The organism is Lacinutrix undariae (assembly GCF_052934785.1).
Map to the genome: position 1 here is coordinate 1,988,423 of NZ_CM128809.1, position 24,840 is coordinate 2,013,262.

Sequence of the window (24,840 nt, forward strand, 5' to 3'; positions counted from 1 at the left end):
TTGCAATGTGTTATTAACACTTTACTTATTTTTGCATTATGAATTTATTACAGAAAGTCTTTAATTTTTATCTCAATAGTAGTATTCATGTGGCTTTGTCTGTGTATGCGTTGTCTTGGGTTACTTTATTTGAGTTTGACTTGCCTTATGATGAAAACGTGTTGTTTTTTATTTTCTTCGGGAGTATTACGGGCTATAATTTTGTGAAATATTTTGGGCTAGCAAAGTTTCATCACCGTAGTCTTACGAGTTGGTTGAAAGCTGTACAAATATTTTCGATGTTATGCTTTATAATGATGTGCTATTTTGCATTACAATTACATCCTGAAGTACTGTTGATTATTGCTATTTTAGGAGCGATAACTTTTTTGTATGCTATACCAATGTTGCCCGAAAAAGTATTACTTGATAAGCATAAAAACTTACGAAGCATTAGCGGTGTAAAAGTGTATGTAATTGCTTTAGTTTGGGCGGGTGTAACGGTGTTTTTACCACTGTTTAATGAAGATGCACACCTAAGTTATGATGTGCTAGTTACTGTAATACAACGCTTTTTGTTTGTATTGGTATTAATGTTTCCTTTTGAAATTAGAGATTTGCAGTATGATAGTTTAAAACTAGCTACAATACCGCAACAAATAGGAGTGAAGCGGACTAAAATAATAGGTGTTTTATTACTGTTGATATTTGTCTTGTTAGAATTTTTAAAAGACGAATTAAGTGTTAAAAAGATAATAACAACATTAATTGTGGCTTTAATAACTATGACGTTATTAGTATTTTCTAAAAAAAATATAGGACGCTATTATACAGCCTTCTTGGTAGAAGCAATACCTGTAATGTGGTTATTTTTATTTTTGTTGATGTAACTGCTGGTTAAATTCAGCTTTTAAAGCATCCCGTTCAGCTTGTTTTAAACAATCAACTTCCGATGTGTTTATTACTTTAGTTAATTGCTTGTTCTTTTTAGAATAAGACTTAGAAACCTTACACCAAGATAGACGAATTGTAAGCTTTATTTTTTCCCAAAAAGTAGCTTCTCCGTATTGAGCTTTGTCGCAAATTTCTTTTGCTTCTTCGCAGTTTATAAATAATTTATTCTTTTTCATTTTGTGATCTTAAAACCAATTTTTTTCAAGGCATTCAGCCATAGTAACACGAGCTCTATGTATAATTACCCATAGATTAGACGCAGTAATGTTTAATTCATTACAAATAGTTTCGGTATCTAAACCTTCAATAGTTTTTAATCTAAAAACCGATGCTTGTTTTTCTGGTAATTTTGATAAACAGCTATGGATAGCATCACCTAATTCTTCGTTTTCTAAAGTGGCTTCAGCAGATTTATCATAAGGATCAGCAACTCGTTCTTCTAACCAATCACCTTCGTTTTCATCGGTATTATAGTTGATTCTAACCTCGGCTTTACCTTTGTTTGAATTTATTTTACGGTAATGATCAATAACCTTTCGTTTTAAAATAGATACTAACCAAGTACGTTCGCTTGCTTCTCCTTTAAAATTTTTCATAGATTTTAAACCAGAAAAAAAAGTTTCTTGTACCAAATCTTTTGCAATCTCTCTATCATTTACACGCGTAATGGTGTAATTGAAGAGGTAATCGGAATATAAATCAATCCATTTGTTGGGATCTAATAGGTGTTTAGGCATATTTGATTTTAAGTGATGTTGGCAAAAATAGACTAATTAAATGAATGGTTTAAAAGGTTAATTGTTAATTAATTGATGGATATTGTTAAAAAGGTAATACTCAAATATAGCCATAAAATTGTAAATAAGACATGCATTGAGGTTTCAAATTTTTTTCCTGTCCATAATTGTTTTGAGTATATAAAGATTTGAAAAAATAAACGCACACTCCAGAAGATTCCAAAACCAAAAGAAATTTTTTGTCCTAAATTATTTTCTATCAACTCTTTTGTTTCAGTTAAACATAATATGCCCATTAAAAAAACAGTAAAAGCTATGAAAAAGGTATGAGTTGTCATCATCTGTTTGTTAATTAAACTTAATGGCTGCAATTCTTTTTTCCAATTAAAATATTTAGGAAAAAATATATGAATACAAGCTAAGAGAATTAAAAAAGTTCCTATTATTTTTAGATGTATATACATAACGCTATGGCTTAAGGTTTGCTGTTGAAAATTGACATGAAAGGTGTGAATTTTATATCATTGATTGTTGAGAATCCTGCTTTTTTATAAGCATCACTCCATGTGTTTTTTGAGAAGAAATGTGTGAAGCCTATTGAGAAAGCTAAGAAATTTGGTAAATCTCGTAAATGTTCAATCATAATTACGCTTCCATTAGGTTTACATATTCTATAACATTCTTTTAAAAATATAATTTTCTCTTCTTGAGAACGTATTTCATGTGCTGCTGAAAGTAAAAAAACAACATCAACACTTTTGTCTTCCATTGGTACTTTTTTAATCTTTATTTTTTTTGTGTTTGGATATGTTAAACTCACTTTCCTTGCTCTTACTATCGCAGGTTCGGTATGCTCTTTTTTATTGTAAAAATCAAAAACGTTTAACGTAGATCTTGGGAAATGTTTTTTTAATAGAAAACTTGTTTCATCAAATCCAGCATTTATGTTAACTATTTTAGTTGTTTTACTGTCTTTTAGATGTAGTTTCTCTAACCATTCAAAATTGTAATATTTTGAAAAATCATACACATATGCCGATACAATAAGTGGCATTATTAAGCCGTAAGTAAACGCTGCTACAATAAAATAAAATAACGTAGAGTGCCATTTTAATAGAATATAACTTATAATTATTATAGCTAAAAGGATGCCTCCATAAACATAAAAATGTCTATTGAAACTTAGTATATTTAAGGCACCTTGAAATTTTTTTCTTTCTATTTCCATAATTCTTTTCTTCCTTTTCTCCATTGATATGGAATGTCTTTAATAATAAAAGCGTTTGCTAAGACTACGTTTTTTAGTTCTAAATTTTTTAGAAATTCAATATGAAAATGGTTAATGTTTATAGGTCTTGGTTTCCAATTTTGTCTTACACCTTCAATAATTAAAACTTCTTTTGTGTCTTCATTATATGTGAAAGTAAATGGGAGTGGACCAGCAAAACGTCTCGCTTCTTTCCAATTTAAAAATGGTGACTTGTTTGGTAATGGTGTTTTGTCTGTTTTTGAGGTGTTTAATTCTATCTTAAAATTGGATTTTATGGATTGAATTACTCTTAGATTTTTAGTCTGTGTGTCATTAATATCTGTTGTAGTATAGTTGTAATGTGTGAAGATATTTCCCATAATCTCCATTTTTAGCTTATCGGTTTCAGATTTTATAATGAATAATCCACGTAGTCGCTTGCCTTTGTTTGTTGTATAGCGTACAAATATTCTAAATCCTATTAAGTAGAAATCATTTCCCATAAATTTAGGGCTTCCTTTAGGGCGTAAATGTTTTGTTTTAACCATAGCTACCGCTATAAAAGCATACTTGTTTTTAAAAGTATCTAACTCTAAACATTCTGGAATCATACTTTGTAATTCTTCTTTTGGAACTGCAAATGTTAATACTATTGACGTTTCAAAATCTGCTTGTACAGCAAACGGATGATTTTTAAGAAATGCGAACATTTGTTTGTGTGTTATTAAAATTTGTAAAATAAACTAACGTGATAAATAAGAAAGCAAATACAATATTCCATTCTCCCCAAAGTAATAAATCGGGAGCCAAAATGTATTCTATTACATTCATTGTAGCGACTATAACTATTTGTGTTATGGCGTTTATTTTTGATTTGTATTGACTAATAATCCATAGTGCCATTATAATTTCACTAACTCCAATAATTATAGCAAACTCTCTTGAAAACTCACTTTCAGTAATACGTTTTATTATAGCTTCATGTCTAGGGGTGAAGTTTAATATTTTACAGAATAACCCATTTATAACCCAAACTATAGAGATGCCGTATATGCTAATTTTATATGTTGTGCGTTTTTTCATGTTTCTATTATTTTAAAGTTTCAGAAATTATTGAAAGTATGATTTAAATTTTTTTATTTAAATAGTTTTAACAGCGACTTAGTAATCCAATTTTGTTGTTGGCTCACAAGTTTGTTAATCATAATATCTGCCGTTTCTGTAAGTTCGTGTAAAGCTGCTGTTTGTTTAATAAGTTCTTTTGTTTTTTCGGTACCATCATCAGTAATGCTAGATACTTCTTTTAAAACTTTAACTACAGGTTTAATTTCTCTGCGGCTACGTTCTTTAGCTACAATTCTCGCTAATTCTTGTACATCTTTTTCGGTAGTAAAATACTCTTTTCGTTCTCCAGGAATTAACGTTTTACTCACAATTCCCCAATCCATAAGCTGGCGTAAATTCATACTTGTATTACCACGAGAAATCTTAAGATCTTCCATGATATCTTCCATAGATAAAGGTTGTGTTGAAATAAAAAGTAAGGCTTGTATTTGAGCCATAGCTTTATTAATACCCCAAAGGCTACCTAAACTTCCCCAGGTATTAATAAATTTATCTTTTGCTTCTTGATATTCCATACTGCAAATATATATAAGTTTTTTAAACTTTCAGTAATTTGTGAAAGTTTATTTTTTTTAATCTCTTTATTTTACATTTCAGAATAAAAAAAGGTTTCTAAACTTAACGCTTAGAAACCTGATTTTAAAATATATGATTACAATTATTTTATTAATCCTGCACGTTTTAATAATGCTTCTGGTTGAGGTTCATGACCTCTAAATTGTTTGTATAACGTCATAGGGTTTTGTGTTCCACCTTGCGAAAGTACATTGTCTTTAAATTTAGTAGCAACTTCTTTATTGAAAATTCCTTCAGATTTAAAGTATTCAAAAGCATCTGCATCTAAAACTTCAGCCCATTTGTAAGAGTAGTATCCCGAAGAATATCCACCTTGAAAAATATGAGAAAACGCAGTACTCATACAGTTTTCTGCAACATCAGGATATAAAGCTGTGTCTGAAAAAGCTTTAGTTTCATGTGTTTTCACATCTTTTATTGCTGAAGGATCTTGTGCATGCCAACTCATATCTAATAAACCAAAACTTATTTGACGTAGGGTTTGCATTCCTTCGTTAAAAGTTGCCGATGCTTTGATTTTTTCAACCAGTTCCATTGGAATAACTTCACTCGTTTCATAATGCGTAGCAAATAACTCTAAAGCTTCTTTTTCGTAACACCAGTTTTCTAACACCTGACTTGGTAATTCTACAAAATCCCAAAATACACTAGTTCCAGATAGGCTAGGGTAGGTGGTATTGGCAAGCATACCGTGTAATGCGTGACCAAATTCATGGAAAAGTGTAGTGACTTCGTTAAAAGTTAATAATGAAGGTTTGCTTTTGGTTGGTTTTGTAAAGTTGCATACAATTGATACGTGTGGTCTGTTGTTAATACCGTCTTTAATAGATTGCGATTTGTACGACGTCATCCACGCACCATTACGTTTTCCTGCTCTTGGAAAGAAATCTGCATAAAATATAGAGACTAAATCTCCTTTATCATCAGTCACTTTATAAGTTAATACGTCTTCGTGATATGTATCTATGGTATCAATAGTTTCAAACTGTAAACCAAATAATTTGTTAGCCACAGTAAAAGCGCCATTTATAACATTTTCAAGTTTAAAATATGGTTTTAATTGCTCATCATCTAAACTGAATAATTTTTGTTTTAATTTCTCTGAATAATAAGACGCATCCCATTTTTGTAGGGTTTCAATACCGTCTAAATCTTTTGCGAAATCACTAAGCGTTTCAAATTCTTGTTGAGCTGCAGGTTTAGCTTTCTCTAATAATTCGTTTAAGAAATTAGTAACCGTTTCTGGTGTTTTTGCCATACGTTCCTCTAAAACAAAGTGAGAATGTGTAGCATAACCTAATAAATTAGCGCGATCATGTCTTAATCCTGCAATTTTTAAAACGATGTCTTTATTACTAAATTCATTGTCTTTAAAAGCTTTTGTTCCGGCAGCAATAGCTAATTCTTTACGTAATTCTCTATTATCTGCATAAGTTACAAATGGGATATAGCTAGGGTAATCTAATGTGATTAACCAACCTTCTTTGTCTTTGCTTTCTGCTAATTGTTTAGCGGCTTCTTTGGCACCATCAGGAAGTCCGGCTAAATCAGCTTCGTTAGTAAGTAGTAATTCAAAACTATTAGTTTCTGCAAGTACGTTCTCACCAAACTTAAGTTTTAATCCACTTAATTCTTTATCAATAGCACGTAATTGTTGTTTTTTATCTTCGGAAAGATTAGCTCCATTTCTAGAAAACCCTTTATATTTTTTATCTAAAAGTGTGCTTTGTTCAATAGTAAGATTTAAACTTTCTTTTTGATCGTAAACAGTTTTTACACGCTTAAATAACTCTTCGTTTAAAGTAACATCATTACTGAAATCTGATAATAAGGGCGAAACTTCTTGTGCTATTTTTTGAATGGCATCATTAGTTTCGGCAGAATTTAAATTGAAGAAAATACTAGAAATTCTATCTAATTGTTCTCCCGAAAAATCTAAAGCCACAATGGTGTTTTCAAAAGTAGCCGCTTCAGGATTATTTGCAATTGCATCAATCTCAGTTCTGGCAACTTCAATTCCTTTTTGAAAAGCAGGAAGGTAATCGGCTTCATTTATTTTAGAAAATGGCGCCGTATTATATGGAGTTTGAAATGGTGTATTTAAGATGTTCATATATTTTTGTTTTATAAAAAAATAACATTTTATTAAGAAGGATTAACCTTTGGTTAAGATTTTTCTGGAAAGAAAACTCTTAAGTTTGCATATGTTTTAACTAGAGTAGTTAGGAAAGACTCTTTTTGAAAATTGATTAATAGCAAGAAAACCCCAACTGAAGAGCTGGGGTTTTTTAGTATAAGAATATTAGTTTAAGTCTTTGGCAGACTCTATAACTTTTGCTTTTAAGCTTTCTTTGTATTCTACTATTTTAGCTAAAACAGTTTTATCAGCACTTCCAATAATTTGAGCAGCCAAAATACCTGCGTTTTTTGCACCATTTAAAGCTACTGTTGCTACTGGTACACCACCTGGCATTTGTAAAATTGAAAGTATAGAGTCCCATCCATCAATTGAGTTGCTACTTTTTACAGGAACCCCAATAACAGGTAAAGGTGATAACGAAGCGATCATTCCTGGTAAATGTGCAGCACCACCAGCTCCAGCAATAATTACTGTGAACCCTTTGGTGTGAGCGTTTTTTCCGTAGTCAAATAATTTTTCGGGTGTACGATGTGCCGAAACAATATCTACTTCAATTTCTATATTAAATGCTGTAAGGATATCAATAGCGTCTTGCATTACTGGCAAATCACTTTTGCTTCCCATAATAATTCCTACTTTACTCATAAAATGTTGTGTTGGTTGTTGTATTATTTACTAATCACTTCAATTGTTGTTTTTACTATCTGTGCAACACGTCTGGCTTCATTGATATCTTCATTTACAATAGTAACGTGCCCCATTTTACGAAACGGTCTGGTTTCCTTTTTCCCATAAATATGAGGGGTAACACCATCTAATTTCATAATATCTGCAATGTTTTTGTATACTACATCACCTGTATAACCTTCAGCTCCAACAAGATTTACCATTATTCCGGCAACTTTATTTTCTGTTTTTCCTAACGGAAGATTTAAAATGGCACGAATATGTTGTTCAAATTGTGAGGTGTAACTTGCTTCAATAGTTTGGTGACCCGAGTTATGTGGTCTTGGCGCAACTTCATTTACTAAAATAGTGTCGTCTTGTGTTTGAAACATTTCAACAGCCAAAATTCCAACATGATTAAAAGCTTCCGAAACTTTTAACGCTATGTCTTGTGCTTTTTTAGCTACGTCATTATCAATACGTGCAGGACAAATTACATACTCTACTTGGTTGGCTTCTGGGTGAAATTCCATTTCCACTACAGGATATGTTTTTACGTCACCATCTGGAGTTCTTACTACAATAACTGCTAATTCATTTTTAAAAGGAATCATAGTTTCTGTAATACATTCTACATTTGGTAAACCGTTTAGATCGCTTACACTGCGTACTACTTTTACGCCATTACCATCGTAACCAAACTGAGCACTTTTCCAAACAAAAGGGAGTTGTAAACTTCCATCTGTAATTGCTGCTTTAATTTCCGAAGTAAAAGCAAAACGTGAAAAATCTGCTGTAGGGATATTTTGATCTCTATAAAATAATTTTTGAGTCGCCTTATTTTGTATAGCGCGTAATGTTTTTGATGACGGATATACTTTTACGCCTTCTTTTTCTAATGCTTCTAAAGCATCTGTATTGACATTTTCTATTTCAAAAGTTAATACATCTACTTGTTTTCCAAAGTTATAAACGGCATCGTAGTCCATTAAATTACCTAAGGTAAACTCATTACAAGCTAGTTTAGATGGTGCTTCGGGGCTAGGATCCATAACATGTGTATGGATGTCAAACTTTCGTGTGCTATAAAGCATCATTTTACCTAGTTGTCCGCCTCCAAGGATACCAAGTTTAAATTCTGAAGAAAAAAAATTCATTGTGTTGATTTTGTACAAAAATACAAATCAAAACTCTGTGATAAAACTAAAACGTAAACAATCTAAAGCAGAATTCGTAAAACGTTAATCAAATGATTATCTTTGCGTTTCTAAAATTGAAAACAAGTGATAAAACTTCATGATTTATACTTTAAGCCATTTATTTCTGAACAAGGAATACAAGACATTGTGCAAAACATGGTGGATGAGGTGGTTAATGACCTTGGAGATGAAGTACCTGTTTTTATAGGAATACTAAATGGCTCGTTCATGGTGGTTAGTGATTTTGTAAAAAAATATCCTAAACCTTGTGAGGTAACATTTATAAAACTAGCGTCTTATGAAGGTGTAAAGTCTACTGAAGATATTCAACGTTTAATTGGGTTGACTCAAGATTTAACCGGACGTACTGTTGTGATTTTGGAGGATATTATTGAATCTGGAAACACTTTAGACGAAGTACACCGTATTTTTGAAAACGAAAACGTAAAAACGCTTAAAATAGCTTCATTGTTTTATAAACCTGAAGCTTATAAAAAAGACTTTAAAATACATTATATAGGTAAAGAAATCTCTAACGAGTTCATAGTAGGATACGGATTAGATTATGACGGATTAGGGCGCGATTTACCAGAAGTTTATCAACTAAAAACAACACAACACATGACGAATTTAGTGCTATTTGGACCTCCAGGAGCTGGAAAAGGAACGCAAGCAAACTTTTTAAAAGAAAAATACAACTTAGTACATATCTCTACAGGAGATGTATTTCGTTTTAATATAAAAAATGAAACAGCTTTAGGTATGTTAGCTAAATCTTTTATTGATAAGGGAGAATTAGTACCAGACCAAGTAACTATTGATATGTTAAGTGCTGAGGTAGAAAAAAATGCCGATGCTAATGGATTTATCTTTGATGGGTTTCCAAGAACAGAAGCACAAGCAGAAGCTTTAGACGTATTAATGACCGCTAAAGATTCTCAAATTAATGCAATGATTGCTCTAGAAGTAGATGATGAGGTGTTAGTACAACGTTTGTTAGAACGTGGTAAAACTAGCGGAAGAGCAGATGATGCTGATGAAACTATTATTAGAAATAGAATAAAAGAATATTATAATAAAACAGCGATTTTGAAAAACTTTTACACGGCACAAGATAAATATTTTGGTGTGGATGGAGAAGGTAGTATTGAAGATATTACAAATCGCCTAAATACAGTGATTGATAAATTATAAATCACTGAGAGTTTAAACCCTATGTTTTAAACTATAAAAAATTAAACTTAATTTATGACTGAAGGAAATTTTGTAGACTACGTGAAAATGCACGTGTCTTCTGGAAAGGGAGGACAGGGATCATCTCACTTGCACCGTGAAAAATATATTGCAAAGGGAGGACCCGATGGAGGAGATGGAGGTCGTGGAGGTCACGTAATTTTAAGAGGAAATGCTAACCTTTGGACGCTTTTACACTTAAAATTTAAACGCCATATTAGAGCAGGACATGGTGGAAACGGAAGTAGCGGTAGAAGTACCGGTGCAGACGGAGAAGACGTATATCTAGAAGTACCTTTAGGAACTGTTGTTAGAGATACAGAAACTAACGAGATAATTTTTGAAGTTACCGACGAAGGTGAAGAACTTATTGTTGCCGAAGGTGGTAAAGGTGGACGAGGAAACTGGCATTTTAAAACGTCAACAAACCAAACACCACGTTACTCACAACCAGGTATTCCATTAGAGGAAAAAGATATTACTTTAGAACTTAAAGTACTTGCCGATGTTGGTTTGGTAGGATTTCCTAATGCTGGTAAATCTACATTACTTTCTGTAGTAAGTTCTGCAAAGCCTAAAATAGCAGATTACGAGTTTACAACATTAAAACCTAACTTAGGAATTGTTGAGTATCGCGATTTTCAAACTTTTGTAATGGCGGATATTCCTGGTATTATTGAAGGTGCTGCTGAAGGTAAAGGTTTAGGTCATTACTTTTTAAGACATATTGAACGTAACTCAATTCTATTGTTTTTAATCCCAGCAGATGCTGATGATATTCTTAAACAATATGAGATTTTATTAGATGAATTAAGACGTTATAACCCAGAAATGTTAGATAAAGATCGTATGATTGCCATCTCTAAATCAGATATGTTGGATGACGAACTTAAAGCTGAATTAAAAGAAGAATTAGATGAGGCATTACCAATTCATTACGTATTTATCTCATCTGTAGCACAACAAGGTCTTACTGAACTTAAGGACGATCTTTGGAAAATGCTTAATTAAATAATAACTATTAAAACGTTACACTACATAGCTAAAGCGGTGTAGTGTAACGTTTTACATTATATATTTATTTGTCCTTTTTGTAATCGTAAAAAGGATAAAAAAGGATGACATTTCAATCCTTAACGCATCCTCCCTACCAAGCTAGTATATATTGTTAAATTTTAGGTTATATTGCACAAAAAATATGCAAAAACCTCCAATAATTTAAAAACAGGTATGGGTTTCAAGAAAAAAATTAATAAGTACAGAAGGCGTTTAATGAACCGGCTTACCAAGCGTATTGGTCAGGCTAGTTTAAAAAATATAGATGTTTCAAAAAAACATGATATCAAACGTGTTTTGGTTTGCAGACCCAACCATAGGTTAGGTAACTTATTACTAACAACTCCTTTAATACAAGAAATTAACATCTTATTTCCAAACGCAAAAATAGACGTTGTGGTTCAAGGAGGTTTAGCCCCTATCTTATTTCAAGAATATAAAAATGTAGATAAAATAATATCTCTTCCTAAACGAGCATTCAAATTTCCCTTGCAATATGCAAAAGGTGTTTTGTCAATTAAAAAAAACAGATATGATATTGCCATAAATGCGGTAAAAGGATCTTCTTCAGGACGTTTGTTTACCTTGTTTTCAAATTCAAAATATAAAATTTTTGGAGAAGAAGACGATCAATTTTTTAGCGAAAAATATTCAGATTATAATCATATTGCAAAACAGCAAGTTTATGGTTTAAGAGAATATGTTTATAAATTAGGATATCCTCAAATTACACGTCCTGTTGCTGCTTTAGATCTTAAATTATCTGAAACCGAATTGTTAGCAGGAAAAAAAAATGTTGATAACCTTGTTGATAACGATAAAGAAACGATTTGTATTTTTACTTTCGCTACTGGAGCTAAATGTTTTTTAGAATGTTGGTGGGGTGCTTTTTATGAACGTTTGAAAAAAGAATATCCAAATTATAATATTATTGAAATTCTTCCGAAGGAAAATGTATCGCAAATTCAGTTTAAAGCGCCATCTTTTTATAGTAGAGATATTAGAGAAATTGCTGCGGTAATTGCAAATACAAAAGTTTTTATAGGAGCAGATTCTGGAATTATGCATTTATCTTGTGCATCGGGAGCGCCAACAGTTGGTTTATTTTCGGTTACTAAAGTTGGTAAGTATAAGCCTTATTGTAATGGTGTGCCTTTAGATACTAGAATTACAGATTTAGACGCCTCAATGATACTAATTAATAATATGCTTCAAAAGAATAAGTAAATTGATTAGGCGTACTTAAATTAGTTTTTAATTAGCTTTTTACTTGCAATTAAAACATTGTTGTCGTAAAAATTAGTAATGTATATTCCTGCACTTAACGCGCTAATATCTATTTGCGTGTTTTGGCTGTTATTAAGATTTATGGTTTTAACTTGTTTACCATCTATACTTGTTATTTTTATAGTAATATTTTTATTTAATAGATTTTCTAATTTAAAATTTACCACATTACTAGAAGGATTTGGAAACATACTTATATTAAAGTCGTTAGCAATTACATCTTGAAGACCTAAAGTTTTATCAATTGTCCAGGTTACTGTTGCAACATGAATTGTTTCATGGCCATCAATATTAAGTTGTGTAGTAGCATCGTGTATTACAGCGGTTAAATTATTAGTGCCATTATTTAAATCACTTTCTTGTAAGTTAACAGAGTTAACGTTGGTGCTAAAACTAACGTTGTTAAGTGTCCAAGTGCTTTCTAAAGTGTTTGTAGGTAAAGTTTGTATGGTTGTTATTTCAAAATTTATAGGATATGTATTAGCGCTAAAAGTAGTTTGTGTAGGCGAATAACTATCTAAAGGAGATACTAAATCGTGAATTTTCTCAATAATTCCTTCCTTACAAACCGAACAAAAATCATAACCTAAATAACGCATTTTACAAGCTTGATGAGGTCTGTTCCATGTTGCAGCGGTTCCAGAACTTGCATAAGGGTAAACTCCAATATTGTTTGTGCCTACCCAATTTTTCCATTTTACTAATGTTGCGTCTGTTTCTTGAGTCATATTTATAGCTTCTGCGGCTAAAGCATCACCTGGATAATATTCATCTTTTAAATCTGAAAACGAATGTCCCAACTCATGAATTGCAATTTCTTGTGCGTTGTTTCCTGTTGAGGTTATTGGGTATGTACCACCGCTTCCGCCATAATAAGACGAATTTACCAAGATAAGAGCTTGGTCAAACATTGGAAAATTATTAGCTAAAACAGTACTTATTGTAGATTGATTTGGAGTAAAAAGCAAACGATGTATGCCGTAGCTATCGTAAGTTGTTCCAAAATAATTATCTACAGTTTGAGTTGGTACAGTATATGAAGCTTCATCTGAAGCTGTTCCGGGATGGGATGCGCCACTTTCGGTTGAAATCACTTTTATAATATGTACATTAAAGTAGTTTTCGTAACTCGCAAAAGGTTCTTGACTAAACAAATCGTTCATAAAAGCTATAGCATCGGTTTCAAAAAGTGAAAGTTCACTTTCTTGATATCCGTCACCCAAAATAACTAAATTTATACGTTTATCATCATCACCAGAATTTTTTATAGTTTGAACATCAAAAACTTGAGAAAAAGCAAATTGAAGATTAAATATAACGAGTATTGAGAGTAGTAGTTTTTTCATATTTAATTGAGTTCGGTGATAAGAGAGTGTATAGATTTTGGAGTTGTAACCTCTGTAATTGTAATATATTTAGCATTAACTGGTCGCTGAATTCTAATAGAAAACTGAACGCTATTTAGATCTATTATTTTTTTTTCAAAATTACCGAAATCATTTACAAATTCAACAGTTTTTCGTAATGGATTTTTTATAAAATACGATTCAATCTTCTGATAGTCTTTATCTAAGATCGTATATTTTAAATCGCCATTATCAGGATTGTTAATCTCTTTAGGTTTTTCTTTTAATTTACCATCGGCTGTAATTTGATTAATAAATCGGATATCTTTTTGATTATACATCCCTTTTACCAATTCGTAATTAAGAAATAAAATTTCAGTTGAAGGTGCTATTTCTTTCTGCTCACTAATAACTTGCTGCTTTGTGCCGCATGAGATTGTTAAACATAGAATTATAAAATAGAGAATGTTTTTAATTTTCAAAGTGTTTGTATCAGGTTTATTAGGTGTTTAATTTATAAAGTTAGCAAATATAAACTGAATTAAAATTTATATAAAATTTTAATGCTTAATCGGCATAATCAAATAGTATATTTCTTCACGTTTTTGTTATTTAACTTACTCCACAGTAATTTTTAGACCTTCACTATGATTACTGAATTCTGGAGCATACATACTTTGTATGGTTGTAATTCCGTTGCTCATTTGTCCTTTATTGGTTACCCTCAAATCATATTCAAAAACAAAAACACCTTTAGGTAAATTATCAAAAAAGAAGTTTGTAGCCGCATCTTTTGTGGATTCATAATAACCTAAACCATCTTGCCATTTGTATTGCGATAAAACATTTATAGGCTCTAATCCGGCAGCTCTCATATCTTTCATATGTACAAATTCCATGGGTCTGTCATTTTTCAATTCAATACGTACACGTACCAAATCACCAACTTGTAATGCGGTATTTGTTGTGATTTCTTTAAGTTGTTCTCCGTAATCTGTATTTGTTTTTAAGAACAGTTTTTTACTTAGTTTTAATGGTGTTTCTGCCGAAGTAATTTTATCTAAATCCTCAAAATATTGCCAGTATAAACCACCCCAAGCAATACCGTTCCCTTTTTTGCTTAGTGTAACTTCTGCCATTTCAGGTGTAATTTCACTTGCATTCCAAGACGTTTTATAATACCCTGTTCCAGCTTCAGTTTTTACGTTTTCTAATTTTTTAGGATCAATAGTTTTTCCTCCAATAGTTACATCTACCATTTCAGTAACACTCAACCAATCACTTCCTTGTAAAAGTAAGGCGTACACAGCTTCCGAAGTTGCTTTTGTAGTTTCCCATTTGTTGGTTTGTTTGTGTTTTAATAACCACGTTTTTAGGTTGTCAATTGTAGCTGTGTTTTTGTCTTTATTTTCAATTAAAGTTCCAGCTTCTGCAAAAGCTTCAATTAATAATGCTTGGGTTTCAATAGGCGCTTGGTACCAATACCAAGAACTCGTATTTGCTTTCCAATACATCCCTAATTCATTGTTTGTAATACTGTTTTCTTTTAGCGATGTTAATATTTTTTTAGATGTTTTAGTATCTCCATTTCGGCTAGAAATTAATGTCATTAATCCTTTAGCATAAAGCGAACGTGATGTCCAATATTTTTTAATTTGATTGTTATAGTAATCGGTTACTTTTTGTGTTTCTTTAGATTTATCAATGTCACTAAAAAAGCTTCTCATGTATAGATATTGTAATTGAGAATAACTTAAATGATCTTTAGTTAAATCGATTTCAGAATTATATTTTTTTAAGTTTTTGTACTCCTCAATAAACGCTTCATCTAGATAATTTACGGCGTCTTCAATCATATCCATTTCATCTTCGGAAATCACAACATTCAATTGTTTTAAATGTCCAAAACCACTCACAATATGTTGTGTGATAAAACGATTTTCTCTTCCGCCAGCAAACCAAGACCACGCACCATTATCCATCTGATTTTCCGATAATTTTCGTTTTGCAGATTGTAATTCCGATGTCATTTTATTCAAATCAAATAATAAAGCAATACGTTTTTTCTGTTCTGTTTCACTTTGTGCATCTCGTAACCAAGGTGTTTCTTGAATAAGAATAGACTTTAATTCTTCATTTTTTTCTAAGTTAGAAAGTAGCGCATCACTAGATTTCCACTGCTCAAAAACGGCTTTAATTCTAGGATTACTATTTGCAATATGGCTCGCTAAAGCATTAGCATAATAGCGAGAAAAAGTTTGTTCGTTACATTCGTAAGGATATTCCATTAAATACGGAAGCGCTTGTATCGCATACCACGCAGGGTTTGAAGTGATTTCTAAACTCAATTTATGATGCGTTAATGTGCTTGATGTATTGTTTTTCAGCTTATCTAAGGTAAACGTTCTTGTTTCGTTACTTTTTACCCACATTGGTAAAGTTTCGGTCACCAACATGCGGTTAGATAATACCGGTAATGCATTTTGCTCACCGTCGCTAAAATTCCCTGATTTTGCAATCACTTTATATTCTACCGCTTGTATGTGTTTAGGGATTTGTAAGGTCCAAGATACTTGCGTATTTCCTTTTGCATCTACTGTAAAAGGTAGTCTTGCGTTATTATTTTGTAATTCGGCATCAATAATAACTCCCGAAACAGCATCAAATAATTGTAAAATGGCATCTCCTGTTAAGGTTTGAGAAGATAAATTTGAAATTTTACTACTCACCGTAATAGTATCGCTTTCGCGGAAAAAACGCGGAAAGTTAGGCACTACCATAAGTTCTTTTTGTGTTACGGTTTGTAATGATTTTACACCGCTTTCTAAAGTTTTGGTATGTGCTAATAATTGTAGCTTCCATGAGGTTAAGGCTTCCGGACTTGTAAAATTAAAACTCACATTTCCATCAGCATCTGTTTGTAATTGAGGAAAGAAAAAAGCAGTTTCTTGAAGATTTTTACGAATACTAACTTCCGTAAAATCTTCAACGCCATTTGAGGTAATTAAAATAACACCGTTTTGACCTCTACTTCCGTAGATGGAAAGTGAAGCTGCGTCTTTTAATACAGAAACGGAGGCAAATGTATTTGGGTTTAACGTTGCAAACTCTTCTGCTGAAATAATTTTTCCATCTAAAAGATATAACGGATTTCCGTCTCCTGTTGTAGAATTTGCCCCACGGATTTTTACTTTAGCCGCAGCTCCAGGTTGTCCTGATCCACTTATAACTTGTAAACCAGGAGGGCTTTCAGCTAGGACTTCTTTAAAAGAAACAATTTCTGCATCATCAGAAACCATATGCGAAGTTGATATTGCATCATATCTTCTATTTAAATGTCTATTTCCAAAATTAAAACCAAACCAATTAATGTGGTCGTAGCGTTGCGTTTTGTAAGTGTTTGTGTAATTTATTCTGTGTAGGTTTTCAAAATGAGTTGTAGAAAAATCGCCATTAGTAGAGCTGTAAAAAGACGAATAATATTGGGGTGTTGCAACAGGAGAAAACTGCCATTGGTGAGATTTAAATTGATCTAACGAGGTATCATACATACTCGCTAAAATTTCGGCAGTAACTTTATCGCCTTTCGGTCCTTTTATTTTAAAACTCCAAGTTTCGTTAGTTCCTGGTTGTAATTTATCTCTAAATGTTAGGGTTTCAATCTCTAAATCACTTTTTGGATACGGTACATTTACCGTGATTTTTGAGCTTTCAAAACTATTATAATATGCATAACTATAATGAATTGCAAAACCGCCTATATCCTCTTTTGTAACGGGAATACTTATGGTTTTTTTCTCGTTTTGTAACGGAATAATATAGGTGTTTACAATCTTGTGATTTTTCTCAACGTTAATTGTTACCGTTAAATTTTTGGCAGAAGTTGCTAAGGTCACCATAGCAGAATTACCTGTTTTATAATTGTTTTTATCTAACGAAATATTAAATAATTGATGATCTGCTAAATTTTTGTCTTTCGTACTAAATAAAGTGGTATTTGCTTCACTTTTTACTAATTGCCCAAATTTATCTTTACTTTCTAGCGTAATAATATACTGTCCTGAAAGCCATTTTTTAATAGATTTTAATGTTATCGTTTTTGAGTTTTCAGTGTTAAATTTTGTCTCAAAAACTAATTCTCCTTTTGTCCAGTTTTCAGCTAAATGTTCATTAGTATAAGCTTCGTTAGGAAATTTATTTTTAAACGCTTCTTTAGATATCATTTGATAATCTGGAGCTTCCCAAGGTCTTGATCTTAATGTGTTTTGTGGGGCTTTTAGCTTATATATTTTAAGCACACCTTCTGCAGAAACAAATTCACCATTTAGGTTTTTTGTTTCAAGAATAATCTCTTGGTTTTTTTTAGTTTTATCAATGTAATTAGCGACTATAATTTCCGCCGTTAAGGCATGGTATCCTACTTTTACTATTGATGATGCGCTTCTGGTTTCTCCATTAATATCGGTAACATCTGCTTCAATTTTATAAGTGAAAATTGGCAATGTTTTTTCATCTACGCTCGTGTCTGGTTGCGCTTTAAAAGTGATGTTAAATTCGCCGTTTTCATTTGTAGTAGTTTCGCCGTGTGTAATTTCTTGCGATTCACTATAAAATGATGGATGATAACGCCAATACCAACTTGGGTATTGTACTTCTCGTGTTACTTTATAAACCACTTTTCCGTTTGTAATTTTACTTCCAGCGTAAGCTAAAGCAGTTCCTTTTACGGTAACCGAATCGTTTACTTTGTACGTTTTTGTAACAGGAAGCATTTGGGTTTCAAACTTAGGTCGCTTATATTCTTCTACCGAAAAAGTATGGAGCGTGTTAGATCCGCACACCATTTCAATTTGAAAATTTCCGGTTAATCCGCCTTTTGGTAAAATGAATTCGCCTTGTACCGAGCCAAATTCGTTAGTTTTTAAAGTCAGCTCACTTATTACTTCATGGTTTGCATTTTTAAGTTTGATTTTTGCAGTTTGATTTGCAAAAACTTTAGTTGTATTATCCGGACTTATTTCTGTGGCAATTCCTTTAAAATATACCGTTTGTCCGGGTCTGTAAATACTTCTGTCGGTAAACAAAAAGCCTTTGTATGTGTTTTTTTTATTTTCAAGATTAGTTCTATTGTAATTATAAGAGTTGTATTTCCTAAAGTGTGCAATGTCTTGGTTATGCTTTATTTTAATTGAAATATCTCTGTAATAACGCGTGTGGTCATCACGACTAATTTCTCCGTTTTTATTAGAAAGTAGCATGATGGTTTTGTATTTTGAATTGTAATCATGACGATACGTTACAGTTGCCGTAACGTTAGATAAAGGCGCGCCATTATACCTGTTTATTATTTGGTAATTAAGTCCGCTAAGACCTTCTTTTTCAATAATAGCAATATTGGTAACTTGTAGTGTTTGCGCAGAAGTTAACGTATTTTTATCTTTAGTTTTAGCAACAATAAGATATTCTCCATTATCTAATTTTGGGACTATTATTTCGGTGGTATGATTTTTAAAATCCTTTTCATTTTTTAATTCTGAAACCCATGTTTCTACTGGAGTATTTAACGTCTTTATAAACTTTAATTGTTCAGAATTATCATATGTTTTATTAAATTCTTCAGCTTTAGAATGTGATAATTTATAAACTTCAAATTCTAATTGATTTATATTTTTATAGTTGATTTTTAAGAGTCCGTAACTGTCAATTAGATAATTACGTTCGGCTTCAATATAAATGTTTGGTTTTGTAATTTGTTCAGATAAAACACTACTTTTTTGTGCTGCACTACTTTTAGGAAATTGTGCTATAATGTCTTCGCAAATTTGATTTGCAGCTTTATAATCGCCTTCTTGTTGTAAAAGTTCAGCTATTTCATAATTATATAAACTAGCGAAAACGGTGTTTTTATAATACGTTTTTGAAATTGCTAAAGTATTTTTATAAATTTCATTTTTATTACTAAAAGTGGCATTCTGTTTTACATATTTCAATCTTATAATATCTAAATCTACCAACGCTTCAGGATTGTCATCTTTTAAATGAAACTGAATTAAATCTTGATAAATTTTTAAAGCCTGTAATTGCAAAGACGTACTGTCTTTTGATGTGATATTTAAAGAGGCAAAAGTTTTGGCATCACTTAATAATTCAGGATTATCAAGTTCAAATTTATAAGCTGGTTTATGAATACTGTTTTCTGAAGTTTGATAAAAAGATAATGCGTTATGATTTAGTAAATCAAATAGCGTAGGACGATAGTTTTTAGAGTTTTCTATGGAAGTTAAAATTACTTTATAGTCTTCTAGTTTTTCTTGTTGAAGAATTAAACCATTCTGTAAAGAGTTTTTATAGTGTAGGTCAATTTCGCTGAATAAAGTTTGTAAATCCCAAGTTCTAAAATCTGTACTATCAACGTTGTTTTCAGTATGGCTTCTATTTCTAAATTTATAACGATTACTTTGGTAATATTGCCAATACATAGTGGCTAGCGTGTTTTGAAGCACGTTTTTTACAGGTGTTTGGCTGGTTTCAATTTCAGACTTAAAATCAGCTACAATAAGTGATAGTGCATCTTCTTCAAGAATTTGAGAGTATTTACTTTTGTAAAAAAGTGTTTTTATATATTGTGGCGTATTTTGTTCGTTTTTTGCTTTTTTTGCAATGATTTTAAGAACTTTAATGGCAGATTTTGGGAGTTGTTCAGTATCATATGCTTCTACTTTTTTCCAAAGCGTATTATAATCGTTAGATTGCGCGTTTGTGCTATTAGAAAATAAAATCATTATGAGTATAGTAGCAAATTGTTTCATCTATTATAGTATTTTTAAGCAATATAAACTTCAAATTTGTGTTATAAAATAACCAATATGTTAACCTGTTGTTTGATTGAGTGAAAGTAACCAAATTTTAAGTAAACAGGTTAATACTCTGTAAATAATCAAAAATAATACCACGCTTAATTTTTATAATTCTTATGTATAAAATCTTACTTTTATTTTTATTCCCCGCGTTGTTTTTTGGACAAACAGAGTTTGAGAATGCACAACAATTAGTTAAAAATAAGGCTTATGATAAGGCCGAAAAAATATTACTTATTGAGGTAGAGAAAACACCAAATAATGCAGAAGTTATTGAGCTTTTAGGCGATGTTTATGGTGCTCAGAAATTATGGGATAATGCTATTGTTCACTATAAAAAACTAGTAAGTTTAACTCCACAAAACGCAAATTCTCATTATAAATATGGTGGTGTTTTAGGTATGAAAGCTTTATCAGTTAGTAAAATGAAAGCATTAGTACTGATTAGCGATATAAAAAAAGAGTTTCATGCTGCAGCGGAATTAGATACTAAACATATTGATGCGCGTTGGGCTTTAGTGAAATTATATACAGAATTGCCAGGAATTATTGGAGGTAGCACAAATAAAGCTTTAAAATATGCTGAAGAATTAGTAGTGTTATCTGAAGTTGACGGTTACCTCGCCAAGGGTTATGTGTATAATTATGAGGAAGATTTTGATGATGCCGAAAATTATTATAGAAAAGCAGTAGAAGTTGGAGGTTCAGTAACTTGTTATAAAGAATTATCTACATTTTATATCGCTCAAAATAACACAGACAAAGCCATTAAAACGCTTACAGAAGGTTATGATACTCATAAAAACGAGGCGTTTCTTCAACAAATAAAAACTTTAAAAGAGTAATAGGGGAGGTTTACTAAATCTCAATTCACCTTATTGTAAAAAGACACTGTAATTAAGCGTGAAAATAATTATATTTGAAGTCTACAAATTAACTTTATGAACGTACATTTTATAGCTATTGGTGGCGCAGCAATGCACAATCTTGCCATAGCACTACACAACAAAGGATATCAAGTAACAGGAAGTGATGATACTATTTTTGATCCTTCAAAATCAAGATTAGAAGCTAAAGGATTATTACCAGAAACGTTTGGTTGGTTTCCCGAAAAAATCAGTAATAATTTAGATGCTGTTGTTTTAGGTATGCACGCTAAAGCAGATAATCCAGAGTTGTTAAAAGCTCAAGAGTTAGGTGTTAAAATATACAGCTATCCTGAGTTTTTGTACGAACAATCTAAAAATAAAACACGCGTTGTTATTGGAGGAAGCCATGGGAAAACCACAATAACATCAATGATTTTGCATGTAATGCATTACCATGATCGCGATGTAGATTATATGGTTGGTGCGCAGTTGGAAGGTTTTGATGTGATGGTGAAACTTACTGATGATAATGATTTTATTGTTTTGGAAGGTGACGAATACTTGAGTTCTCCAATTGATAGACGTCCAAAATTTCATTTATACAAACCAAATATTGCTTTATTAAGCGGTATTGCTTGGGATCATATTAACGTGTTTCCAACGTATGAAAACTATGTAGAGCAGTTCAGTATTTTTGTAGATTCTATTGTAAATGGTGGAAGTATTACTTACAATGAAGAAGATGCTGAAGTGAAACGTGTTGTTGAAGCTAGCGAAAATCCAATTAGAAAATTACCTTATCAAACTGCTGAATATACGGTGGAGAATGGCGAAACATTTTTAGAAACACCAGAAGGTCCGTTACCTATTGAAATCTTTGGAAAACATAATCTTAATAATCTTTCGGGTGCAAAATGGATTTGTCAACATATGGGAATTGACGAAGATGATTTTTATGAAGCTATTGCTACTTTTAAAGGCGCAAGTAAACGTTTAGAAAAAATAGCTGAAAGTAAAAATAGTGTCGCTTATAAAGATTTTGCACACTCGCCAAGTAAGGTGGAAGCTACTACAAAAGCAGTGAAAGAACAATACGAAAACCGCACTTTGGTAGCTTGTTTAGAATTGCATACTTACAGTAGTTTAAATGCCGAATTTTTAAAAGAATATAAAGGTGCACTTGATGCAGCAGATGTTGCAGTGGTATTTTATTCGCCAAGTGCTGTTGAAATTAAAAAATTAGATGAAGTGTCTCATCAACAAATAGCTACGGCTTTTGAGCGTGATGACTTAATTATTTACACCAATCCAGAAGCATTTAAAAACTATCTTTTTGCTCAAAACTTCACTGATAAAGCATTGTTGTTAATGAGTTCTGGTAATTATGGCGGACTAGATTTTGAAGCTGTAAAAGATTTAGTTGGGTAATAAATTCCTTGAAAAAAGGAGCTTTAATTATTTTATTGATTACAATAATAAAGAATATATTTCTTCGTTATAATTGTTATAAACCAAACGTATACAACACAACTACGTTTTTGAATTTCACAAACTAATTAAACTTACATCAAAATGAAACGTATTATTCTCTCATTATGCATTATTGCTTTCGCTTTTTCTTGTACTTCAGACGACGAAGAAAGTACACCAGAACCGCAATCTAATTTTTATGGATTACAAGTAGGTAACTCTTGGAGTTACAATATTTATCAACATAATTCTCAAACTCAAACATTAGAATACTATGGAGCAGATCAAGATGTTTTTGTGGTAAGTATGGAGACTATTGAAGGTAATAGCTTTTACAAGCTAAAAATTGTTACTTCTGGAGTAGAGAATAATAGTTTTTTACCTGGCAATGGTGAAACATTTCAATACCGAAGAATAGAAGATGGAACTTTATTTGATGAATATAATAGAGCGCTTTTTGTAAATAATGATTTTTCCGAACGGTTAATGTCTGAAGAAAGTTGGGGGAGTATTTATAATCAAAATTTAGAAGAGTTAGCTACAGTAACAGTTGAAGCAGGAGAGTTTACTTGTAACCAAATGTTAGTATATGCAAAAACTCCAGAAGGAGAACAATTATTAGGTTTAGACAATTATTATTACGCAGAAGGGATAGGTTTAGTTTCTAGTTCTGTATCTTTAGTATCTGGAGGTCAGATTTTATATAAAACAGTGCTTAATTCTTATTCGATTCAATAATTAAAAGACACTATTTAAAAACTTTTTAATACTTTCTTTATTCGCACGTAATAATTCATTTCGAGCGTTTTCAATATCTTCTGGAGTCTTATCTTTTGAGAGTTTAAATTTACCTTCCCAATCGGTAATCGTAATTTCAAAACCTTTTACATAGCTTACAAATTGTTCTAATTTTGGATCGTTTATATCTAGTTGATATTTGTGATCTGGAGCTTCAAGGTGTTGCGTCATGTGAACTAAACTGGCTTTTATATGTTCAGTATTTTTAATTTCTGAAACCTTTCCTTTTAAGTGAACTGCAATATAATTCCATGTTGGTAAATGTCCTTTGTCAAAAATACTAGGCGAAATATAGCTTTGCGGACCGTTAAAAATCACAGTAACTTCAGCATTATTATTAAGTAAATTAGCTTGTGGATTATTTTTATCTAAATGTCCAATAAGTTTTCCGTCTTTATAAATTAAAGGTAAATGAGAAATATATGGCACGTTATCTTTCACTGAAATCACCATAGCTAGTGGATAAGTTTCAATAACGCTAATCATTTGGTTAACGTTCTCATTTTGATGATGTTTTGGTGGGTAGTTCAAAATATGATGTATTTTTTGCGTCTGAAATTTACAATAATTATATTTACTACATATGGAACAGAAACCAGATTCATTTTCTATAAAAAATTGGTCGCAAGATGATCAACCTCGTGAGAAACTTCGCGACAAAGGAAAAGCAGTATTAAGTGATGCTGAATTAGTTGCGATATTAATTGGCTCAGGAAATAGAGAAGAAAGTGCAGTAGATTTAAGTAAGCGTATTATGGCAAGTGTGAACCATAATCTTAATGCGCTTGGAAAGTTGTCTTTAAAAGAATTAATGCAATTTAAAGGGATTGGAGAGGCTAAAGCAATTACCATTACTGCAGCTTTAGAGTTAGGACGAAGAAGGCGAGGAGAAGAAGCGCTAAAGCTTAATAAAATTACATCTAGTAAATCTGTGTACGAAATTATGCAACCCATTATTGGCGAATTACCTCACGAAGAATTTTGGATTATCTATTTAAATAACTCCAATAAAGTGATTCAGAAAAACCAATTAAGCAAAGGAGGTATCACTGGGACTTTGGTTGATGTGCGTTTGGTATTAAAAACGGCTTTGCAAGTTGGTGCTATTGGGTTAATTTTAGCTCATAATCATCCCTCAGGAACATTAATTCCTAGTGAAGCCGATAAACAAATTACTCAGAAATTAAAATTAGCAGCACAAAGTTTAGATATAAAAGTGTTAGATCATCTTATTGTAACAGAAACCAGTTATTTTAGTTTTGCAGACGAAAGTATCTTGTAAAATATTATAAAAATCAC

The 24,840-nt window shown here is 31.6% G+C and carries 22 protein-coding genes; 8 read left to right on the plus strand and 14 right to left on the minus strand.

Going from position 1 to position 24,840, the window contains the following annotated elements:
- Positions 1–38 precede the first annotated feature (38 nt).
- Positions 39–869, plus strand: a complete 831-nt coding sequence (locus ACU4C5_RS08775) for a UbiA prenyltransferase family protein (protein WP_446843828.1) — start codon at positions 39–41, stop codon at positions 867–869.
- On the opposite strand, the gene ACU4C5_RS08780 is transcribed toward ACU4C5_RS08775, so the two are convergent.
- From ACU4C5_RS08780 to ACU4C5_RS08825, 10 genes are all read right to left on the minus strand, one after another.
- Positions 852–1,109 (minus strand): hypothetical protein, encoded by a 258-nt coding sequence (locus ACU4C5_RS08780; RefSeq protein WP_446843829.1) that lies wholly within the window; start codon positions 1,107–1,109, stop codon positions 852–854. The two genes, ACU4C5_RS08775 and ACU4C5_RS08780, sit on opposite strands and share 18 nt — an antisense overlap.
- A 9-nt stretch (positions 1,110–1,118) precedes the next feature.
- The gene (locus ACU4C5_RS08785) at positions 1,119–1,670 is read right to left on the minus strand and encodes a sigma-70 family RNA polymerase sigma factor (protein ID WP_446843830.1); all 552 of its coding nucleotides are present in this window, start codon (positions 1,668–1,670) and stop codon (positions 1,119–1,121) included.
- Positions 1,671–1,738: 68 nt separating this feature from the next.
- Positions 1,739–2,134, minus strand: a complete 396-nt coding sequence (locus tag ACU4C5_RS08790) for a hypothetical protein (RefSeq protein WP_446843831.1) — start codon at positions 2,132–2,134, stop codon at positions 1,739–1,741.
- A gap of 11 nt (positions 2,135–2,145) precedes the next feature.
- Positions 2,146–2,898 carry a class I SAM-dependent methyltransferase gene (locus ACU4C5_RS08795; RefSeq protein WP_446843832.1) on the minus strand — a complete coding sequence of 251 codons (753 nt, stop codon included), beginning with the start codon at positions 2,896–2,898 and terminating at the stop codon, positions 2,146–2,148.
- Positions 2,889–3,629: a DUF2071 domain-containing protein gene (locus tag ACU4C5_RS08800; RefSeq protein ID WP_446843833.1), complete on the minus strand. Its 741-nt coding sequence runs from the start codon at positions 3,627–3,629 to the stop codon at positions 2,889–2,891. The genes ACU4C5_RS08795 and ACU4C5_RS08800 overlap by 10 nt, the downstream gene beginning before the upstream one ends.
- Complete coding sequence (locus ACU4C5_RS08805) at positions 3,613–4,002, minus strand: DoxX-like family protein (RefSeq protein WP_446843834.1); 390 nt, start codon at positions 4,000–4,002, stop codon at positions 3,613–3,615. Before ACU4C5_RS08805 ends, ACU4C5_RS08800 begins: the two co-directional genes overlap by 17 nt.
- Positions 4,003–4,055: 53 nt before the next feature.
- Positions 4,056–4,559: a GbsR/MarR family transcriptional regulator gene (locus tag ACU4C5_RS08810; RefSeq protein WP_446843835.1), complete on the minus strand. Its 504-nt coding sequence runs from the start codon at positions 4,557–4,559 to the stop codon at positions 4,056–4,058.
- A 143-nt stretch (positions 4,560–4,702) separates the two neighbouring features.
- A complete protein-coding gene (locus ACU4C5_RS08815) occupies positions 4,703–6,733 on the minus strand; it encodes a M3 family metallopeptidase (protein ID WP_446843836.1) in 2,031 nt (676 codons plus the stop codon).
- A gap of 189 nt (positions 6,734–6,922) precedes the next feature.
- Positions 6,923–7,405, minus strand: coding sequence for a 5-(carboxyamino)imidazole ribonucleotide mutase (gene purE / locus ACU4C5_RS08820; protein ID WP_446843837.1), 483 nt, complete (start codon positions 7,403–7,405; stop codon positions 6,923–6,925).
- A 23-nt stretch (positions 7,406–7,428) separates the two neighbouring features.
- A complete protein-coding gene (locus tag ACU4C5_RS08825) occupies positions 7,429–8,583 on the minus strand; it encodes a 5-(carboxyamino)imidazole ribonucleotide synthase (protein WP_446843838.1) in 1,155 nt (384 codons plus the stop codon).
- Between the two features lie 126 nt (positions 8,584–8,709).
- Here ACU4C5_RS08825 and ACU4C5_RS08830 point away from each other — a divergent pair, with 126 nt between their 5' ends.
- From ACU4C5_RS08830 to ACU4C5_RS08840, 3 genes are all read left to right on the plus strand, one after another.
- Positions 8,710–9,819: an adenylate kinase gene (locus ACU4C5_RS08830; protein WP_446843839.1), complete on the plus strand. Its 1,110-nt coding sequence runs from the start codon at positions 8,710–8,712 to the stop codon at positions 9,817–9,819.
- Positions 9,820–9,873: 54 nt separating this feature from the next.
- Complete coding sequence (gene obgE, locus ACU4C5_RS08835) at positions 9,874–10,869, plus strand: GTPase ObgE (RefSeq protein WP_446843840.1); 996 nt, start codon at positions 9,874–9,876, stop codon at positions 10,867–10,869.
- 219 nt (positions 10,870–11,088) lie between these two features.
- Positions 11,089–12,141 (plus strand): glycosyltransferase family 9 protein, encoded by a 1,053-nt coding sequence (locus ACU4C5_RS08840; RefSeq protein WP_446843841.1) that lies wholly within the window; start codon positions 11,089–11,091, stop codon positions 12,139–12,141.
- Between the two features lie 20 nt (positions 12,142–12,161).
- On the opposite strand, the gene ACU4C5_RS08845 is transcribed toward ACU4C5_RS08840, so the two are convergent.
- The 3 genes from ACU4C5_RS08845 to ACU4C5_RS08855 form a co-directional block, all read right to left on the minus strand.
- Positions 12,162–13,547 carry a T9SS type A sorting domain-containing protein gene (locus tag ACU4C5_RS08845; RefSeq protein WP_446843842.1) on the minus strand — a complete coding sequence of 462 codons (1,386 nt, stop codon included), beginning with the start codon at positions 13,545–13,547 and terminating at the stop codon, positions 12,162–12,164.
- A 2-nt stretch (positions 13,548–13,549) separates the two neighbouring features.
- Positions 13,550–14,029, minus strand: coding sequence for a hypothetical protein (locus tag ACU4C5_RS08850; RefSeq protein ID WP_446843843.1), 480 nt, complete (start codon positions 14,027–14,029; stop codon positions 13,550–13,552).
- 135 nt (positions 14,030–14,164) lie between these two features.
- The gene (locus ACU4C5_RS08855; RefSeq protein WP_446843844.1) at positions 14,165–20,356 is read right to left on the minus strand and encodes an alpha-2-macroglobulin family protein; all 6,192 of its coding nucleotides are present in this window, start codon (positions 20,354–20,356) and stop codon (positions 14,165–14,167) included.
- Between the two features lie 164 nt (positions 20,357–20,520).
- On the opposite strand from ACU4C5_RS08855, the gene ACU4C5_RS08860 reads away from it, so the two are divergent.
- The 3 genes from ACU4C5_RS08860 (at position 20,521) to ACU4C5_RS08870 (ending at position 23,481) form a co-directional block, all read left to right on the plus strand.
- Positions 20,521–21,249, plus strand: coding sequence for a tetratricopeptide repeat protein (locus ACU4C5_RS08860; protein ID WP_446843845.1), 729 nt, complete (start codon positions 20,521–20,523; stop codon positions 21,247–21,249).
- Between the two features lie 96 nt (positions 21,250–21,345).
- On the plus strand, positions 21,346–22,701 hold the full coding sequence (locus ACU4C5_RS08865) for a UDP-N-acetylmuramate--L-alanine ligase (protein ID WP_446843846.1): 1,356 nt from the start codon (positions 21,346–21,348) through the stop codon (positions 22,699–22,701).
- Positions 22,702–22,845: 144 nt separating this feature from the next.
- Positions 22,846–23,481 carry a hypothetical protein gene (locus ACU4C5_RS08870; RefSeq protein ID WP_446843847.1) on the plus strand — a complete coding sequence of 212 codons (636 nt, stop codon included), beginning with the start codon at positions 22,846–22,848 and terminating at the stop codon, positions 23,479–23,481.
- Here the strand turns inward: ACU4C5_RS08870 and ACU4C5_RS08875 are convergent, their stop codons facing one another.
- Positions 23,482–24,072: an FMN-binding negative transcriptional regulator gene (locus ACU4C5_RS08875; RefSeq protein WP_446843848.1), complete on the minus strand. Its 591-nt coding sequence runs from the start codon at positions 24,070–24,072 to the stop codon at positions 23,482–23,484.
- Between the two features lie 52 nt (positions 24,073–24,124).
- Between ACU4C5_RS08875 and radC the strand changes: the two genes are divergently transcribed.
- Complete coding sequence (gene radC, locus ACU4C5_RS08880; protein ID WP_446843849.1) at positions 24,125–24,823, plus strand: RadC family protein; 699 nt, start codon at positions 24,125–24,127, stop codon at positions 24,821–24,823.
- Positions 24,824–24,840: the final 17 nt, after the last annotated feature.

What these genes read in the sequence shown, in the direction of transcription:
- ACU4C5_RS08775 (WP_446843828.1), top strand. Translation starts at nt 39, where the DNA reads ATGAATTTATTACAGAAAGTCTTTAATTTTTATCTCAATAGTAGTATT.
- ACU4C5_RS08780 (WP_446843829.1), bottom strand. Translation starts at nt 1,109, where the DNA reads ATGAAAAAGAATAAATTATTTATAAACTGCGAAGAAGCAAAAGAAATT.
- ACU4C5_RS08785 (WP_446843830.1), bottom strand. Translation starts at nt 1,670, where the DNA reads ATGCCTAAACACCTATTAGATCCCAACAAATGGATTGATTTATATTCC.
- ACU4C5_RS08790 (WP_446843831.1), bottom strand. Translation starts at nt 2,134, where the DNA reads ATGTATATACATCTAAAAATAATAGGAACTTTTTTAATTCTCTTAGCT.
- ACU4C5_RS08795 (WP_446843832.1), bottom strand. Translation starts at nt 2,898, where the DNA reads ATGGAAATAGAAAGAAAAAAATTTCAAGGTGCCTTAAATATACTAAGT.
- ACU4C5_RS08800 (WP_446843833.1), bottom strand. Translation starts at nt 3,629, where the DNA reads ATGTTCGCATTTCTTAAAAATCATCCGTTTGCTGTACAAGCAGATTTT.
- ACU4C5_RS08805 (WP_446843834.1), bottom strand. Translation starts at nt 4,002, where the DNA reads ATGAAAAAACGCACAACATATAAAATTAGCATATACGGCATCTCTATA.
- ACU4C5_RS08810 (WP_446843835.1), bottom strand. Translation starts at nt 4,559, where the DNA reads ATGGAATATCAAGAAGCAAAAGATAAATTTATTAATACCTGGGGAAGT.
- ACU4C5_RS08815 (WP_446843836.1), bottom strand. Translation starts at nt 6,733, where the DNA reads ATGAACATCTTAAATACACCATTTCAAACTCCATATAATACGGCGCCA.
- purE (WP_446843837.1), bottom strand. Translation starts at nt 7,405, where the DNA reads ATGAGTAAAGTAGGAATTATTATGGGAAGCAAAAGTGATTTGCCAGTA.
- ACU4C5_RS08825 (WP_446843838.1), bottom strand. Translation starts at nt 8,583, where the DNA reads ATGAATTTTTTTTCTTCAGAATTTAAACTTGGTATCCTTGGAGGCGGA.
- obgE (WP_446843840.1), top strand. Translation starts at nt 9,874, where the DNA reads ATGACTGAAGGAAATTTTGTAGACTACGTGAAAATGCACGTGTCTTCT.
- ACU4C5_RS08840 (WP_446843841.1), top strand. Translation starts at nt 11,089, where the DNA reads ATGGGTTTCAAGAAAAAAATTAATAAGTACAGAAGGCGTTTAATGAAC.
- ACU4C5_RS08845 (WP_446843842.1), bottom strand. Translation starts at nt 13,547, where the DNA reads ATGAAAAAACTACTACTCTCAATACTCGTTATATTTAATCTTCAATTT.
- ACU4C5_RS08855 (WP_446843844.1), bottom strand. Translation starts at nt 20,356, where the DNA reads ATGAAACAATTTGCTACTATACTCATAATGATTTTATTTTCTAATAGC.
- ACU4C5_RS08860 (WP_446843845.1), top strand. Translation starts at nt 20,521, where the DNA reads ATGTATAAAATCTTACTTTTATTTTTATTCCCCGCGTTGTTTTTTGGA.
- ACU4C5_RS08865 (WP_446843846.1), top strand. Translation starts at nt 21,346, where the DNA reads ATGAACGTACATTTTATAGCTATTGGTGGCGCAGCAATGCACAATCTT.
- ACU4C5_RS08870 (WP_446843847.1), top strand. Translation starts at nt 22,846, where the DNA reads ATGAAACGTATTATTCTCTCATTATGCATTATTGCTTTCGCTTTTTCT.
- radC (WP_446843849.1), top strand. Translation starts at nt 24,125, where the DNA reads ATGGAACAGAAACCAGATTCATTTTCTATAAAAAATTGGTCGCAAGAT.